13 protein-coding genes are annotated in these 16,721 nt (G+C 59.2%); 12 read left to right on the top strand and 1 reads right to left on the bottom strand.

Translation table 11 applies throughout. The annotated features are described in order from the left end of the window. Window positions 1-522: 522 nt before the first annotated feature. The 11 genes from A3AS_RS0106105 (at window position 523) to A3AS_RS0106055 (ending at window position 14,585) form a co-directional block, all read left to right on the top strand. Window positions 523-1,503, top strand: coding sequence for a hypothetical protein (locus tag A3AS_RS0106105; RefSeq protein ID WP_018316714.1), 981 nt, complete (start codon window positions 523-525; stop codon window positions 1,501-1,503). 262 nt (window positions 1,504-1,765) lie between these two features. Next, window positions 1,766-3,493: an AMP-binding protein gene (locus A3AS_RS0106100; RefSeq protein WP_026201721.1), complete on the top strand. Its 1,728-nt coding sequence runs from the start codon at window positions 1,766-1,768 to the stop codon at window positions 3,491-3,493. A gap of 238 nt (window positions 3,494-3,731) precedes the next feature. Beyond that, the gene (locus A3AS_RS0106095; protein WP_198293681.1) at window positions 3,732-4,433 is read left to right on the top strand and encodes an NADPH-dependent F420 reductase; all 702 of its coding nucleotides are present in this window, start codon (window positions 3,732-3,734) and stop codon (window positions 4,431-4,433) included. 718 nt (window positions 4,434-5,151) lie between these two features. Next, window positions 5,152-6,831, top strand: coding sequence for an MOSC domain-containing protein (locus A3AS_RS0106090; RefSeq protein WP_018316711.1), 1,680 nt, complete (start codon window positions 5,152-5,154; stop codon window positions 6,829-6,831). 86 nt (window positions 6,832-6,917) lie between these two features. After that, on the top strand, window positions 6,918-8,195 hold the full coding sequence (locus tag A3AS_RS0106085) for an MFS transporter (protein ID WP_018316710.1): 1,278 nt from the start codon (window positions 6,918-6,920) through the stop codon (window positions 8,193-8,195). A 135-nt stretch (window positions 8,196-8,330) separates the two neighbouring features. Further along, entirely contained in the window at window positions 8,331-9,560 is a 1,230-nt protein-coding gene (locus tag A3AS_RS0106080; RefSeq protein ID WP_026201719.1) for an amidohydrolase family protein, read from the top strand. 87 nt (window positions 9,561-9,647) lie between these two features. Then, entirely contained in the window at window positions 9,648-10,148 is a 501-nt protein-coding gene (locus A3AS_RS0106075; RefSeq protein ID WP_018316708.1) for a nuclear transport factor 2 family protein, read from the top strand. A gap of 257 nt (window positions 10,149-10,405) precedes the next feature. After that, window positions 10,406-11,476 (top strand): LysR family transcriptional regulator, encoded by a 1,071-nt coding sequence (locus tag A3AS_RS0106070; RefSeq protein ID WP_018316707.1) that lies wholly within the window; start codon window positions 10,406-10,408, stop codon window positions 11,474-11,476. A gap of 45 nt (window positions 11,477-11,521) precedes the next feature. After that, on the top strand, window positions 11,522-12,235 hold the full coding sequence (locus A3AS_RS0106065; RefSeq protein WP_371260659.1) for a glutathione S-transferase family protein: 714 nt from the start codon (window positions 11,522-11,524) through the stop codon (window positions 12,233-12,235). Window positions 12,236-12,287: 52 nt separating this feature from the next. Next, window positions 12,288-13,535 carry an NAD(P)/FAD-dependent oxidoreductase gene (locus tag A3AS_RS43250; RefSeq protein WP_049814793.1) on the top strand — a complete coding sequence of 416 codons (1,248 nt, stop codon included), beginning with the start codon at window positions 12,288-12,290 and terminating at the stop codon, window positions 13,533-13,535. A 117-nt stretch (window positions 13,536-13,652) separates the two neighbouring features. After that, window positions 13,653-14,585 carry a pyridoxal-phosphate dependent enzyme gene (locus A3AS_RS0106055; protein WP_020508629.1) on the top strand — a complete coding sequence of 311 codons (933 nt, stop codon included), beginning with the start codon at window positions 13,653-13,655 and terminating at the stop codon, window positions 14,583-14,585. Between the two features lie 307 nt (window positions 14,586-14,892). Here the strand turns inward: A3AS_RS0106055 and A3AS_RS0106050 are convergent, their stop codons facing one another. Then, window positions 14,893-15,657: an SDR family oxidoreductase gene (locus A3AS_RS0106050; RefSeq protein WP_026201718.1), complete on the bottom strand. Its 765-nt coding sequence runs from the start codon at window positions 15,655-15,657 to the stop codon at window positions 14,893-14,895. Window positions 15,658-15,786: 129 nt separating this feature from the next. Between A3AS_RS0106050 and A3AS_RS0106045 the strand changes: the two genes are divergently transcribed. After that, on the top strand, window positions 15,787-16,554 hold the full coding sequence (locus tag A3AS_RS0106045) for an autoinducer binding domain-containing protein (protein ID WP_018316700.1): 768 nt from the start codon (window positions 15,787-15,789) through the stop codon (window positions 16,552-16,554). Window positions 16,555-16,721 lie beyond the last annotated feature (167 nt).

Here is a 16,721-nt window from a genome sequence, read left to right as displayed (position 1 = left end):
GATTCTCGACAGCCGAAATGTGAGCAGGTGTGGCCGTCTCTGCGGTCAATGGCAGCATTTGCAGGAAATATCGCGAGAGCCCGATGCGAGTACCGAAATGGCGAGCAATCGCTACCCTGTGCGCATGAAAACGGAGTGACGTTCGTTCGCTCAACGACAAAACAACGAAGGGAGAGTTCGCGAGCGATACAATCTGGCCAGCAAGGCGGCAAGGTTCAATTGGATCAAGTCGCCTCCGTGCAATTCAATCAAAGCCGCGGTTCTTAGAGCGCTCGACTACCCCAGGAAAGCGGTGGGGAAGCGTTGGTGCGCGCTAGTTGCGTCCGGACAGATCGTAACGTTCGAAACGGCTGATCGTGTTGCTGAAGACTAAGACCGAACCACTGAGAGAGGACAGTTTCGGTGGCTTAAGAATCCTCTCGCCGAGCGACGTCGCCGCTGGCGTGGCCAAAACGCTTTACTCAAACAACGTTACATGGGGGATATCACGTGTCTTGCTGTCATTGGAGGATCGCACTGGCGATGTTGTCCGCGACGATGCTTGGCCCAATAGGCTTTGCCAACGCCGCGGATTGGCCTGATAAGCCGGTGAAGGCTGTACCGGTTGTCGATGCTCCCTTCTTTACCGTGAATGACAACCGGTTAACGTACGCATATTTGTTTGAAGCTAATACTCCTCTAGCTCCGGGAGGGAAGAACGTTGCCGCGTTTACGCACTTTGACGCCTGGGCATACGGTACCAACTCTTTCAACGGCCTATTGGCCAAGAACCAGCAGGGCGACGTAGCTTCATCTTGTAGGCTACCAAATCAAGGCTGCGCCGGCTCACTGGAATTCCACGGTTTTCTCAGGAGCACACTTGGCTTCAATCAAGTATTTGACACCAAAGCGTTCTCAGCCGGGCCGCTACAGAACGTCTCGCTGGCGGTCGGAGGCGGCGTGCAGTTCAAGAATACATTCTCCGCAATCAACCGAAACTCGATTACCGCAGGCCTCCAATTCGACTTCGCTTTGCCCTACAAGGGGTACTTCAACATTACGCCGCAAATGTACAAGGCTTGGCAGTACTCCGGGAGCTATGCGGCGATATCATTCGCACCGGCATTTCCGGGAGCTCCCAACGGATGGCTCGACTTCGACCCGACATGGTCCCTTTTCATGAGCTATTACATGCCGTTGGGTTTCTTGCCTGAGTCGATCCCGCTCTCCGTCAGTGGCAACTTCACCATCATTGGCCCCATGGGGAGGGGCGCGAAACCAGGCGTCCTTCCAGCGGCCCTCATTGCTCCCACCATAACCGAGTACAATGGTGAGCCGGTCCGCTTGACGTTGGACGCCAGCAAAGTGCTGTGGGGTCCCAAGTATTCTCATTTCGTCGACGTGTGGGTCGCTTACAAGTATTGGCGCAATCTTCTAGGGCTTGACGACACTTCCAATCTGGCGTGCCTGTCGCTCAATTGCAGGGGATCATCACTATACTCCGGGATTACGGTGAAGTTCTAACCGCCTGGCTTGGTACGACAATCCGAAGATGTCCGGAGCTGCTCACGGCATCGAGTCAATGGCTCGGCGGCGTGGCCACGCACTCCATAGATCGAAGACGCCTCCGCTAGCGGGCCGGTCAGTTCTGCTCCTCCCTGACTTGGGCCGCCTAGCTTGTGCTAGGCGGCCCATTTCAGTCGACCCTCACGGGAATTCGCAATCGGGACCTGCTTCTGATGAAGGTCGAACGCACAAAAGGCGCAGGTTTTGCAGGAAAAGTATGATGACAACGTTCCAGGACGCGCGCGCCTTTTTGCTGAAGCATCGCACCGATTACGATACGGCGGTGAAGGGATTCCGTTGGCCTGATCCTGTCCCTTTCAATTGGGCACTGGAGTGGTTCGATGCCGATCTTGCCACGAGAGAAGAGAGCAGAGACCGCCCAGCTCTGTGGATCGTCGATGCCGGCCGGAACACGGAGAACAAGCTCACCTTTGCGGAGTTGTCGCGCCGCTCCAATCAGGTCGCGAATTTCCTGCGCGCGCAAGGGCTGCGGCGCGGCGATCATCTGCTGCTGCTGCTCGGCAATGTTGTGCCGCTATGGGAGACCATGCTGGCGGCCATCAAGCTTGGTGTGGTCGTCATTCCTGCAACGACGTTACTGACGCCGGAGGAACTGATGGATCGATTGGAGCGCGGGAGAGCTGCAGCGGTGGTCGCAGCGCAGGACCAACTGAACAAATTCGGGGGCCTGGCGACAAACAACCTCGTCCGCATCGCCGTTGGAGCGACATCGCAGCCCGGCTGGCTCGCCTACGAAGAGTCTGCGCTCGCATCGGAGTTTTTCGTCCCGGACGGTCCGTCGCTGCCAAACGATCCGATGCTGCTCTACTTCACCTCGGGCACCACGGCCAAACCCAAGCTCGTGCGCCATAGCCAGCGCAGCTATCCAGTCGGCCATCTTTCGACCATGTACTGGCTTGGCCTCAGACCCGGCGACATTCACCTCAATATCTCTTCGCCGGGCTGGGCCAAGCATGCCTGGAGTTGCTTCTTCGCGCCCTGGAATGCGGGGGCTACCGTATTCGTCTTCAATCAAGCCCGCTTCGAAGCAAAAGCATTGCTCGAGGCCATCGGCCGTTTCGGCGTGACCACGCTATGCGCACCGCCGACGGTCTGGCGTCACTTCATTCAGGAGGACCTTGGCTCCTTCAAGGTGAGCTTGCGTGAGGTCTGTGGCGCAGGCGAGCCACTCAATCCGGAAGTGATCGATCGGGTACGTGCCGCGTGGGGGCTCACCATCCGCGATGGATACGGCCAAACGGAGACCACGGCGTTGGCTGGCAATTCTCCTGGTCAGAAGATCAAGATCGGATCTATGGGGCGCCCGCTGCCCGGTTATCAAGTGCAGATTAGCGATGCTGATGGTCTTCCCGCAACCGAGGGCGAGATCACGTTTCGGCTCAACGCGGGCAGGCCGGCTGGGCTCATGCAGGGCTACCAAACCGAGGACGACGGACTTTCCGGCGTCAATGGCGTGCTTTACCGCAGCGGCGACGTCGCCGTTGCAGATGAGGACGGCTATCTCACTTTCATAGGACGGTCTGACGATGTGTTTAAGTCCTCGGATTATCGCATCAGCCCGTTCGAACTGGAGAGCGTTCTGCTTGAGCACGAGTTCGTCGCGGAAGCGGCGGTGGTCCCCAGCCCGGATCCTGTACGCCTCGCGGTGCCCAAGGCTTTCGTACTGCTCGCTTCAAGTGCCGAGGGTTCACGCGATACTGTGCTGTCTATCTTCCAGCACCTGAATGCGCGGCTTGCGCCATTCAAGCGTATTCGGCGCCTCGAAATCGTCTCCGAACTTCCCAAAACAATCTCTGGCAAGATCCGCCGCGTCCAGCTTCGCAAGCCTGAACAGGACGCCAATGGCATCAGCCCGTTGCGTGGCCAGGAGTTCCGAGAAGAGGAGTTTCCCGAGTTGCGAATACAAAAGGGGAAAGATAGCCGATAAGCGAACTTGGAGAGCTGTCGCGGAGGCGAACACTCGGCGAGTGTGCGCTGCGCACTGAACCGTGTTCCAAAAGATGCGTGCTTGGCACTGAACCAGAAGCCGATGCAAACGCGGTTCTTTGTGCCTGTCGGAAAAGTAGTGTTGGAATCGCGTCCCCATCCGAGCGCGCCAAAGACACACATCGTTCGAAGTCACGTACGATTGGTGTGATTGGTTTCAAAACACCGTGAGGAGTGTGGTGCTCCTCGAAGCGCGAATTCACAAATTCTGTTTCGATCAATCAACAAAGGCACGTTCTAAAATGCGGAATATTGCAATTTTCGGATCTGGTCGAGTAGGAGCGACGCTTGCCACCGGTTTGGCTGCGGCCGGGCATTCTTTGAAACTCGGCGTGCGAAACCCAGAAACGGCGCGCGGCAAATGGACGGGACCTAACGCGATGTTCGCCAGCCTGGCCGAGGCATCGCGCGACGCCTCGGTTGTTATCAACGCTACGCCCGGAGCGAGTAGCGTCGAGTGCCTTTCAGTTCTTCGCGCAGAGTTGAAGGGAAAGGTGTTGATCGATGTTGCTAACGCAACGGTACGTGGTCCGGATGGAATTCCGAGTGCCTTGCTTTACCCCAACTCAAGCTTGGCGGAAGTCCTTCAGGCAGCATTACCTGAGACCTTCGTGGTCAAGACGCTTAATACCGTGTTGTCGCCCGTGATGGCGAATCCCGATCTGCTGAGATCGCCAGCGACCGTCTTTGTGTCCGGAAACGATGACGGTGCGAAGGCGGTCACGCGGGAATTACTGCGCGACCTCGGCTGGTCGGATGGCTCCATCGAGGATCTTGGAAGGATCGATAGCGCGCGTGGTACCGAAGCACTGATCCTCCTCGTGCCCTATCTCATTCGTTCCAAAGGATTTGCAAACTTTGCGCTGAGCGTGGTGCGGTGAACCCAATCGATTGTTGATGAAGTGTGACGTCGCTCTCTGAGAGAAGTGTTGTTACTCGGCATCTTTTGCCGGCAATCAAGAGAGGCCGATTGGGTCAGTGGCGGCAAACCCGAAGGCCCGCCGAGCCGATTGTCGTTCCTCGCGCTCAACATGCGATGGTCGCTCAACGATGTGGGCGATGTCGTATTTCGCTCTTGGCAGCCGTCCCCTCGGCAATCCGCGCACGATACCGACCAGATCATGGGTCGCTGATGAGCGTCTTGCGCAGCCCGGCGGGCAGAGCTGGATGAGTGTTTACTTTTCGATCGGGGCGTTGGTGATCGTGGGATACTGGTGCAGCTGAGCCGCTTTCGGCCTGGGCGCGATACGCTGTAGCGTTCTAATCGCATCCGTTAACTCTCGCCTAATCCAAAATGCGAGCAGACACCTCGATTGTCGAAGCGGAAGGCGCCGTGAATCGTTTGTTTTGCTGAATTTCCTGCTGTCTAGACCTCCCTTCGGGAGCGCTCTCGAGCGTGCTCCAAAAGCGAGTTGTAGGAGTGAATGATTACGCAGAATATTCGGAGATCGCGAACAATGTCCAAGCTAGCAGAGATGAAGAGTCGTCGTGCCCCAAACACGCCTTAGTGGCAAATCTTCGGAGGCGCCTCGCACGCCAAGGATCATCGCCCTCAGCCGCGCTCATCCCGTCCCGACCGAGATTCGCGGCCGGCAGCTGATGACGTCGATCGTCCGCGACCCCATCGAGGGGCCACTGCAAATCGGTCCCGAAGGACCGGTCGACAATTCGACCGCTGTACACACCGAGCACATGCTGGCGTTTCCTGCCGCGCATTACGATTTCTGGACGCGTGAACTCGGCGTGGCTCGCAATGCATGGAACTGGGCCTGGTGGGGAGAGAATCTGACGGTTGATGGCGTAGACGAAGAAATGCTGCGCATCGGGGACCTGGTCAAGATCGGTACTGCCGAGTTTGAGGTCACGTCGCCGCGGATTCCTTGTTTCAAGGTGGCTTGGCGCATCGGTCAACCGGACTCCATCCTTTTGCGTATGATGGAGACGGGGCGCGTTGGTTTCCATCTGGCGGTGCTCAAGCCGGGCCTGGTCTCGCTCGGTGACGCAATCGAGGTTTCCTCTCCACAGCCTGAAAACATCACCGTCGCCGACCTGTCGCGGCTGCTGCTGTCGACCTCCATCGAAAGCGTGGAGCAGCTGAGCGCCACTTTGGCGATCCCGGCCCTCGGCAAAAAGGCGGCGGGAGCAGTCCGCCGCCGAATTGCGCTGATCGAGGATCGCGAGCGCATGCGTGTCGGCCGCTGGCGAGGGTGGCGCCGGTTCATCTTGGCGAACGCTAACGACGAGGTCGAGGGGATCCGTTCGTTCCACTTGCAGCCTGATGACGATCAGCCCCTGGCTCCCCCGGCGCCAGGCCAATTTTTGAGCGTCAAGACCCAGCGCGAGGGCGAGCCGGACCTGGTGCGCACCTGGAGCATCAGTGACGTCGACCTGCAACGGCGCCTTTACCGCATTAGCATCAAGGTCATAGAAGGCGGCGCCGGATCTCGCCGCATGCACGAGCAGTTGCAGGTGGGAGACGCCATCTGGTGTCGTCCACCCGCAGGTCAGTTCATCCTCAATCGCAGCGGCCACCGCCGTATCGCGCTGTTCAGTGCAGGTATCGGTGTCACACCGATGATAATGATGCTGAAGGGCTACATCGAGCGGGGGCAGGGCGCGCCGCCCCTGGTGTGGCTGCAGGTGGCCGTGAATGGGCGGGCTCACCCGTTCAAGGAGGAGATCTCCGCGCTGCTGGCGCAGCTCCCGGATGTTCACCGGATCACCTATTACACCCGGCCTGATCCCGCGGATCGCATTGGTGTTGACTACGACCGCTCGGGTCGCCCGACGGCGGAGGATCTGCGTGAGAATTTCGGGGCGCCTTATCCGCTCAACCTGTTTGGCCGGGAGCTGCCGTTTCCCGGACAGGAAACGGAGGCCTACGTCTGTGGCCCAGAAAGCTTCCAGGATCTGGTGCGGGATTCACTGCTGGCGATCGGTGTGAAACCCTCCGACATTCGTTCCGAGGCATTTGTCGTCAACAGAGTGGCGAGTGAGGGGCAGGCGGCCCTGATCGAGAAGGCGGCAGTGCGTTTCATCCGCTCCGGGGTTACCGCCGAGTGGCACGCGGACGACGGCCAGACCTTGCTGGACCTGGCGGAGGCAGCGGGCCTGAGCCCGGCTTATGCCTGCCGCTCCGGTCTTTGCCAGAGTTGCGAGTGCGCGATCATGGCCGGTGCTGTCCAGTACGACCCGCAGCCATCGGTGTCCTTGGAGAGCGGCAAGGTGCTTATCTGCTGCGCCCGGCCGGCGACGAACGTGATCGAGCTGGATGTTTGAGCAGCCGGCAACTCCTGTCTCCATCCGACCGGTGGAGTCTTGAAAAACTGCAGCTGCGATCGACAAGACTAAGGGGAGGAAGTGGGATGACTTCGACGCGGGACTATTCCGAGCTCAAAGCAAATTGGCGCCTGCTGCTTGCTGCGTTTGTCGGATCGGCTGTGGGATTCCCGACACTTCCATTCTTCAGCATTGGCGCCTTCGCGCCGACGTTCCAGCGCATCTTCGGCTGGAGCCAAGCCGCCATTCTGGGTGGGCTGCTGCTCGCCACGGTCATGATTCTTCTCTTCGGCACCTTTATCGGAGCATTCATCGATCGGAGAGGGCCCCGCCTGATCACGATGGTCTCACTGGTTGGCATGGGAGTCAGCTATATGGGGCTGGCCGCCTCCGACGGCTCCATGACGGTCTATTATGCCGCTTGGGTCGCGATGTGCGTCACCGGTCTCGGTGCCAGTGCCATATCTTTCACGCGAGTGATCAGCGGCGCTTTTAGCCATCGTCGTGGGCTCGCGCTTGGCTTGGTGTTGGCGGGATCCGGCGTCTTCGCTTTGCTAGTGAAACCTTTTGCGGCATGGCTGATCGCCGCCTTCGGTTGGCGCGTCGCCCTGGTCGCGATCGGTGCTCTGCCGGTTTTGCTTGCAGCTCCGCTCGTGTGGTGGGGTTTCCCAAGAAGCTGGACAGGACCGAAAGGTGTTGTCGTGATGGCTGAGACGGGGCTCAGCGTCAGGGATGCCTTGCGAAGTTGGGCTTTCTGGGTGCTGATCGTCGCCTTTATTGGCATGGGTTTTGGGATCGGCGCACCCGTGCCAAATATCGAAGCGATCCTCAACACCAAGCAGCTCGATGCGCGCGTGATCGTCAATGTGGCGGCGCTCATTGGCCTCTCCATCGTTGTGGGCCGTCTTGCTGGCGGTTGGTTGATGGATCGCTTCTGGGTCCCAGCGTTGGCTATGATCATGTTGCTCAGCGCCGCCTCGGGCTGCGTGCTGCTGTCAGCGTCCGTGGTGACGGACACCAGTGCAGGCGCCGCCATCGTATTGATTGGCCTCGCCGCCGGCGTGGAATATGACATTCTGGCCTATCTGGTCGCCAGGTATATCGGCTTGCGCCGCTACGGGGCCATCTACGGCATCTTGTTCGGCATTTTCGCAATCGGAGCCGGTGGAGGGCCAGCGCTGCTTGGTCGATCTTATGATTTGTCCGGCAGCTATACGACGGGCCTCTTAGTCTGCGCAGGCGCCCTGGTCGCATCCGGTCTCTGTCTCTTGTCGCTGGGTCCCTATCCCACAAAGTTCGAACCCGTTCAGGGCGCCTCGTGCCCAAGCGATGTCGAACCCCAGGCCTTCACCTCCAGCACCTGAACCGGCTGCCATGATCAGATTACCAAACTACGTCACGCCGTGTTTGTGCCCGGGATCGCTTCAGGCGACTCTAAGCCCGAGTAAGCGTTCGCCGGCATACGACCCGCAAGCGCGTGTCAGTAGGGGAGATGGGCTGTGATTACAGTGCTAAGCAACGCGCGTATCTTTGACGGGGTCTCCGAAAATATCGTTGAGAATGGCGCGGTGGTCATTGAAGGCGATAGGATTCGGGATGTGACATCGGGAGCTGTGCGCCTCAGCGACGCCCGTATCATCGATTGTCGCAACCGCTATCTGATGCCCGGATTGATCGACTGCCACGTCCACGCTTGTTCACCGACATACAATTTGCCTGTTGCGGATCATCTGCCCGCGTCCTTGCTAGCGTCCCATGCGGTGAGATGGTTGAAGGGCGCGTTGCACCGAGGGTTCACTAGCGTGCGCGATGCGGGTGGCGGCGACGTCGGTCTGCATCTGGCGATCGAACGGGGGGTTATCGAGGGTCCTCGCTTTTTCTTCTCCGGGAAGGCGCTGTCGCAGACCGGAGGTCATTCGGACAACCGTCCTGCTGATTACGTCCCCCAATGCGGTTGCGCCGGCTACGCCGGGTGTACCGGGCTGGTCGTCGATGGGGCCGACGCCGTGCGGCTCGTTGTCCGCGAGGAGCTGCGCAAAGGCGCCACGCAGATCAAGCTGATGCTGTCTGGGGGCGTCACCTCTCCGACCGACCCGATGTGGATGCCCCAGTTCACCGACGACGAGATCCAGGCAGCGGTCCACGAAGCCGGTACACGCCGCGTATATGTGATGGCGCACGCACATACCGACGATGCGGCGCGCCGCTGCGCCACCCTCGGTGTGCGTACTGTGGAGCACGGGACAGACATAAGTCCGGAAACGGCGGCCCTCCTGGCCGAACACGGCACCTACGTCGTTCCCACGTTGTCGCCCGCCGCGCTCCTCGAGCGGCACGGCGCGCGGGTGGGGCTACCCCCCGCGGGCGTCGAGAAAGTCAAGGGCATCATCACGCTTATGGCACGCTCCATCGAAAATCTGACTCGGGCCGGAGTAAAGCTCGGAATCGGCACCGATCTCTTCGGCGAGGAGTTTCACGTCATGCAAGGAGGCGAACTGAAATTGCGGGGCGAAGTTTCCCCGGCGATCGACGTGTTGCGCTCGGCCACCTCTATCGGTGCGGAAATCCTCCAGAAGAGTGGCGAACTCGGGTGCATTCGCCCTGGCGCTCTTGCCGACATCCTTGTTTTGGAGGGCGATCCCTTCGCGGATCTCGGACTTTTCGAGGACGCTGCGCGGAACATCCCGATGATCATGAAGAGCGGGCAGTTCGTGCGTTGCTCGCTCTAACTTCAGCGTCGGGTGGCGGTCCTGCTTCGGCGGGCCGGACAGCGGCGCGAATCCGAAGTGGAAGAAATACCCAGCGAAAGGACGACGATGACCGATCCCTTGAAGGAACTGCTGGACAAGCGCGCGCTAGACGAATTGATCTTTAAAACGATGCATGCGCTCGATGCGCGCGACTGGCCCGCTTACCGGACGTCGTTCGTGGACGATGTCGCCTTCGACTTCCGCGAGCATGGCGCGGCCCCACCGGAGGCCCGCCAAGTGATTACCGGGATAGACAACTTTCTGGTCTTGCAGCGCGCGGTGATCGAGGGCTTTGACACTGCCCAGCATCATGTCACGAATATGGTGCACACGATCGATGGCGACAAAGCCATAACCGATTCTTATCTTTATGCTGAGCATTTTTTGAACAACGACCGCGGTGATCGTAGCGTATCGCTGGGCGGCCGCTATCAATTTGACTCACACCGCTACCCTGGCGGCTGGAAAATCCATCGCCAACGCTTCTACAGCCCATGGATTCGCGGCAACCCCATGCTCTATCAGATTGCCGTTGAGGTGACGTCTGCGCGCGCCGCCGGCCAGTAGCGTCCGCCATGCTTGCGACGCTCCAGTCTGTAGCGATCCTGCGTCATTCGACAATGGTGCTCGTCATGCGAGTCCCGTCGTCCGCATCTGGCAAGAGGCAGCAGTACGTAAATTGGGGAAACGGGCGAAGGAAGTTCTTACGGCACGTTGCTATAGCCGTGGTGCGCGTCTGCGCGGCTTCGCAAATATAAGCCACATCGCACTGAGCCGGCTCCTTTTCATCGAATAATCGAACCGCCACGGAATCTGTCGTCGAAATGAGACATCTCACTTTTCGCCAGCTAAATATCTTCGCGACGGTGGGTGACCACGAGAACCTGGCGGCCGCCGGCCGGATACTTGGCCTCTCCGCGGCCACCCTGAGCGACGCTATTCGCGATGTCGAGGCTGCGCTCGGTAAGGAAATGTTCGATCGATCATCACGCAAGATGCGGCTGTCCGCCGACGGTCGCGCACTGCTGCCCGATGCGAAAAAGCTCGTGCGTGAGGCGCATGCGCTGACGTTGCGACACCGCAGCCGATCGGTGCTTTGTATCGGCGCGTCAATGACGGTCGGGAACTATATCTTGCCGCCGCTGCTCGGTGATTTCGCGCTGAGGCACCCCCAAAGCGAGATCGCGGTGCAAATTCGCAACACGGACGACGCCATCCAGCTGGTGGCGGAGCATGCGGTGGACGCGGCGATCGTCGAAGGACGTGTCACCGATTCCTCGCTCGATGTTCGTGTTTGGCGAAGAGATCCGTTGGTGATCATCGCTGCGCCGGACCATCCGCTAGCGAGAACCACGGACTTCGCGGCTCTCGGCGCGGCGAGGTGGATCCTGCGCGAGCATGGATCGAGCACGCGTCAGTCTTTCGAGACAGCTGTCGCTGGTTGGCCGGTTGCGCCCTATGTCCTTATGACCGTTGGCAGCAATGAACTCTTGAAGGCTGCCGTGATGCGCGGGCTGGGCCTCAGCTACATCGCGGCGTCGGCAGTGGCGGCGGAGGTCCGGCGCGGCGAGTTGGACATCGTGCCCCTGAATGGCGTCTCGTTCCAACAGACCTTGAGCATCGTCCAGCGCATCAACAAACGGTCGAGCGCGATCGTGCAAGAATTCCTGGATCTCTGCGTCGCGGCCCATGTGCCCGGAGGTGTTGAGGCGGACTCCGGTTCGGGCAGAACGTTGCCTTTGGTAAGCGGACCAGCCGAGCCCGCTAACGCGATTGGCGGAAAGAAGGGCGCATCGGCTCTCGCGTCAGGCCGGGAATGCAACAAAAGCGGCCGTCGAAAGCGCGATCAATCGCATCTCGAGAATAGGTTGCCTGTTGGTCCGTTCGCTTCGTGAATCTCTAACGTCGAGTTCGGTCATTTGCTACTTCCGCCGACATCCATGGCTGGTACGCTCGACGCAAGTCAGAACTTCGGAGGCGCAGCATCGCTTGCGTCGACCTTGAGTCAACACCGAGCTCGAACGGGGCAGAGCATGAAGTTGCACGGAAACAGAGTGGGGTCGAATTGCCGTCGGGTGACCATCTATCTCGCGGAGAAGGGTCTTGAGCTCGAACTCGTTGAGGTTGACCTGGCATCAGGCGAGCACAAGAGCGCGGCGTTCCGTGCGAAGAATCCGGCCGGCCTTATACCGGTTCTGGAGCTGGATGATGGAACTTTCCTCCCCGAATCTTCGGCGATCGTTGAATATCTCGAGGACAAGTTTCCGGCGCCGACAATGATCGGTAGCACGCCAGAGATGCGAGGAAAGGTCCGAGCACTCGAAAGGATCGCCAGCGATCTCGCGATCGTTTCAGGTGTGATGCTTAAGCACTCCAACCCCATGTTCGCAAAGAACGTCGATCAGGTTCCGGCAGTTGCTGAGGCCGTGCGGGGCATCGTCGCTCAGCAGCTTAACCTTCTCGAGGCACATCTCGGCGACAAGCCCTTCCTGGCGGGGGAACGACCGACCATCGCGGATATCACTCTCTTCTCCTTCACCCAGGCGTTCAGAGTTCGGATGAACACGACTCTTGCCGAAGGCTACCCGCGTCTGACCGCCTGGTACGAGCGATTCGAAAAGCGGTCGAGCGCTGTGTACCAGGTGGGCGCCTAAATGGCGCGGCTGATCGTGCAAATGGCCGGATGAAGCAAGACAGAGAGCAAATATGACCAAAAAGTCTGCCAGCAATGTTCATCTCTTGGGCGGATCCTCGTCGCTCTTGAATGACAAGAAGATTGCCATTATCGGCGCAGGACCATGTGGCCTGACGCTAGCGCGGCTTTTACAACAGAAAGGCGCCGACGTACGCGTCTTCGAAATGGAGCCGTCGAGCACGGCGCGTAACCAGGGCGGCTCGCTTGATCTGCATGAAGACTCCGGCCAACTCGCCTTGCGTAGAGCCGGTCTGCACGAGGAATTCCTCGCCGCATGTCGACCGGAAGGGCAAGCCATCAAAGTCGTAGACAAGCATGGCAAGATGATCGTGGATCTGCAGCCGAAGGATGAGGCGGAAACACGTCCCGAAATTGATCGCGCCGTGCTGCGCAGCCTACTGATCGACTCACTGGATGCCGAGACGATACAATGGGGGCGGCCGTTAGAGAGCGTGGAGCGGTCTGCGCAGGAAAATCTGCGATTAGTGTTTGCGGACGGGCGGCACGTAGATGTGGATCTGGTGTTTGGATGTGACGGCGCCTGGTCGAAGGTGCGGCCGTTTCTTTCCACGACGAAACCGTATTATTGCGGAATTACGATTGCGGAAACATGGATTCCGTCAGTGGAGGCACACCACCCTCGTGTGGCTGAGCTTGTTGGTGCCGGCATTTTTCTGGCGACGGGGGACGACAAGGGCTTGCTCGCTCAGCGGAACGGCAATGGCAGCGTTCGGGTGTACGTGCTTCTGCGTGTTCCTGAGGATTGGACGCAGCGCTGTGGTTTTGCTTTCAATCAACTCGATGCGACCCGCCAAGGCCTGTTGCAACTTTTTGAAGGATGGGCGCCGCATCTACGTGAGGTGCTGACGGTGCCTGATACATTTATTCCCCGCTCACTCTATACACATCCTCCCAGGCAAGCCGCTTGGCTCGATCGAGCCAACGTCACCTTGCTGGGGGATGCTGCTCACGTGATGCCGTTTTTTACAGGACGGGGCGTCAATCTCGCGATGCTGGATGCGGCCGAGCTCGCGGACAACCTGACATCCGGAAAATTCTCTGACGTTGCGGGGGCCATCCGCGCATATGAAACGAGCATGTTTGACCGAATGGCCCCGGAAATCTCGGAAAACCATGCCGACCAGGACGTATTTATCTCGCGCGACGCCCCTGCAGGCATCAAGGAGCTGTTATGGCGCAGAATAGAATCAGGCCAAGAACGCAAATCAAAACCGTCGGGCGCCGGCTCTAACTCCTAGATCACCCGACTGCGATGTTGATGCAACGATGTCTCCCTCATTCCCAATTTGGGGAAAGCAGGCGGTTCTGCAACAACGCGGCGACGGGTTCGAGCGATCTCAGAAAGATATCCCACGATGCATTCGAGTTTCCATCATGTAACGCCTGTTGTTGAGACGCCAACGATCAATCAGCGGCTAGGTCGCCGCATTATGTTTAAGATGGACTGCCATCAGCCCGCGGGGTCATTCAAGATCCGAGGCATCGGCCATGTCGTGGCGCAGCATGTTGCCGCCGGCGCTGATCATTTCGTCTGCTCATCGGGGGGTAACGCAGGACTGGCGCTCGCCTATTGCACTGCGGCCCTCAAAGTGCGAGCGACAATCGTCGTCCCCGAGACCACGAAGCCGAGCGTGCATCAATTGCTCGCGAGCTATGGCGCAACGGTCCACGTAGCGGGCAAGGTCTGGGATGAGGCCGATAAAGCAGCACGTGATCACTGCGCCGCTGAAGGCGCGGTCTACGTATCGCCATTCAATGATCCCCTGCTTTGGCAAGGCCATAGCACCCTTGTTGATGAACTCGCGTTTCAGATCGAGCGACCCGACGCGGTCGTTTTGTCTGTCGGCGGCGGCGGGCTCTTATGCGGAGTGTTACATGGTATGCACAAGCATGGCTGGAGCGACGTGCCCGTCATAGCGGCGGAAACCAAAGGCGCAGATTCCTTTGCTGCGGCCGTTGCGGCCGGCCACCCGGTCGCCCTGGGGGGCATTACCTCGAAAGCAACATCGTTAGGCGCCCTTAAAGTGTCCGACGAAGCCTTCCGCTGGACCGCGAGGCATCCTATCCACTCTGCTGTGGTCACTGATCAAGCAGCCTTCACATCGTGCGTTACATTTGCAAATGAGCTTCGTGTTCTGGTTGAGCCTGCCTGCGGCGCCGCGCTGGCAGCCGTCCAACATGGCAACTTTCCGCTCGATAAGTGCAACAACATCGTGGTGATCGCATGCGGCGGGAATGCCGTCAGCGCGGGCGCCTTGTGCGAATGGGCGACGCACCATTCGGCTTGAGGCGCTCGGCCTCTCCAGATGATCTTGAGAGGCCAGTATCCCGGTGGTCAACCCAGGTCAATCCTCAAACATTTGCCCGCCGACGGCGACTGACACGAAGCGATAACCGCCAACGACGGCTTCAGAGGTGCCTTCGACCGCCGTTGGGGACATACTTTTGTGACCTGGGTGAGGTCTAGTGGTCTTATCCTCCGCTACCTGCAGTAAACGCCGCGGCGTAGCGCGCCGTCAGTTGAAGGCAGATGGCGATCGTCGATCTTGCGATCCTCGCCGTCGATGAAGCGGGATCGCGCCGAGGGTATTGAAATCATTGGGCGTAGACGGCGCCGCCATTCACGTAAACGGTGGTCGTGTTCACCCAACGCGCGTCATTGGACGCTAAAAATAAAGCCGCGTCAGCAACTTCTTCCGGTTCACCCGGTCGTGTGAAAGGGGTCGGAACGGCCGGGGCCGGGGCCGAGCCGGTCGGACCGACCGCTAGACCCGCGATCCGGTCAGTGCGTATCAGTCCGGGGGCCAGAGTGAGAGCACGCACGCCGCGGATCGCAACCTCTCGCGAGAGGGCCCGGGTCAGCTGTTCGATCGCGAGCTTAGTGGATGAGTATAGGCAGTGTTCCGGCACAGCAAGTCGGGTCGTTCCCGAGGAGAGACTGATGATGACGCCGTTGTCGCGCACACGACGGCCAGCTTCTTGAAACGTGACGATAAAGCCCTTCAGCACCTTCAACTGATGGTCGATGGCTTCCTCGGAAAGCTGAGTTGGCGTCCCTGCAGCGATTCCGGGCATCCCGGGATGAGCATTCGCGACCACGATATCCAGACCTCCGAATGCCTTTTGCCCTTCATCGAACAGTCGGCGTACTGCCACAGGGTCCATGCTATCGCCTTGCAAAACAACGGCATCGCCCCCAGCCGCCTTTACCGCATCCGCAGTCGCATCCGCTGCAGTTCTGTTCGATACATAGTTGACAACAACGTTCGCGCCTTCGCGTCCATAGACCTCCGCGATCGCACGACCGATTCCGCGTGACGCGCCGGTGATGAGCGCTACCTTATTCTCTAGTTTGCGCATTGTTTCTTTCACTTCATGAGTGTTTTACTTCTTGAGTTGTCAACTTATCAGCCCCCCATATCATGGAAAGTCGTAAAGCTCCGAACGTGCTGTAAGGAATTATCGAACCGACGAATCCGGCGCTTCGATATGCTCGGCGGTGATGGCTTGGCGATCGCAAACAAAATGAATCCGATCGAGGACGCGTTCCAGGAATTCACTGACGCAATCCAGACGGCGGGCGATGTTAACGCATTCGAACGTCTTGCCGTGCGGCTCGCGCAAAGGCTCGGCTTTCAGCGATTTGCCTATTTGCGCTTGACCGGCGAGGCGCCCGTGCTCATCTCGTCCTACCCGAAGTCCTGGACCGACCGCTATTTTGATCTTGGATATCAAAAGCTTGATCCCGTAGTTCTCCGTGCCAGGGCTGAGCGTGCCCTCTTTAGCTGGGGTGGGAGAGCTCGTGCGCCCACGGGGTCGCGAGCTCAGCGTCAGTTTTTTGATGAGGCCACAACCTTTGGCATCCGCTCTGGAATCACCGTGCCGATCAGAGGCGGTTTCGGACAGACAGCGGCCTTCACGTTGGCGACGAGCGATCGTGAGATCGATCTCGACCGTCTTGCCGGCGAGTGGAGGGACATCATTCACCAGACGGGATTGTATTTCCATGCCCACGTCGTCGCTCGGCTCGGCGCTCCGTTTGTCAAGCGGCAAATCACCGAAGGCGAGCTGACCCAGCGCGAGCGTCAGTGCCTTGCATGGACAGCGCAAGGCAAGACGGTCGCCGATATTGCGGTCCTCGTCGCGATCGCGCCGCGTACCGTCGTCTTTCATCTTGAAAATGCACGTCGCAAATTGGGAGCGGCGTCGATCGCTCAGTGTGTTGCGATAGCATTGCGCCGCGGCCTGTTGAGCTGACGCCCTCGTATCTGATTTCCAGCAGGGTAGGATAAGGAAGGCGCATGCGTGCGGCCTTCAAGACGAAGGGCTCATTGCATTTAGTCTAAAGTGGTCTAGCGTGGTCCTGCTGATCGCGTCCCACCTGCAAAATCTGACAGGCGCTCACGCGGGCGTTTTCTGCTGTC

Origin of the sequence: Bradyrhizobium sp. WSM2793 (assembly GCF_000379585.1) — a bacterium.
GTDB lineage: Bacteria > Pseudomonadota > Alphaproteobacteria > Rhizobiales > Xanthobacteraceae > Bradyrhizobium.
The sequence above is the reverse complement of the archived record's forward strand: the minus strand, read 5'-3'. Positions and strand labels throughout refer to the sequence as shown.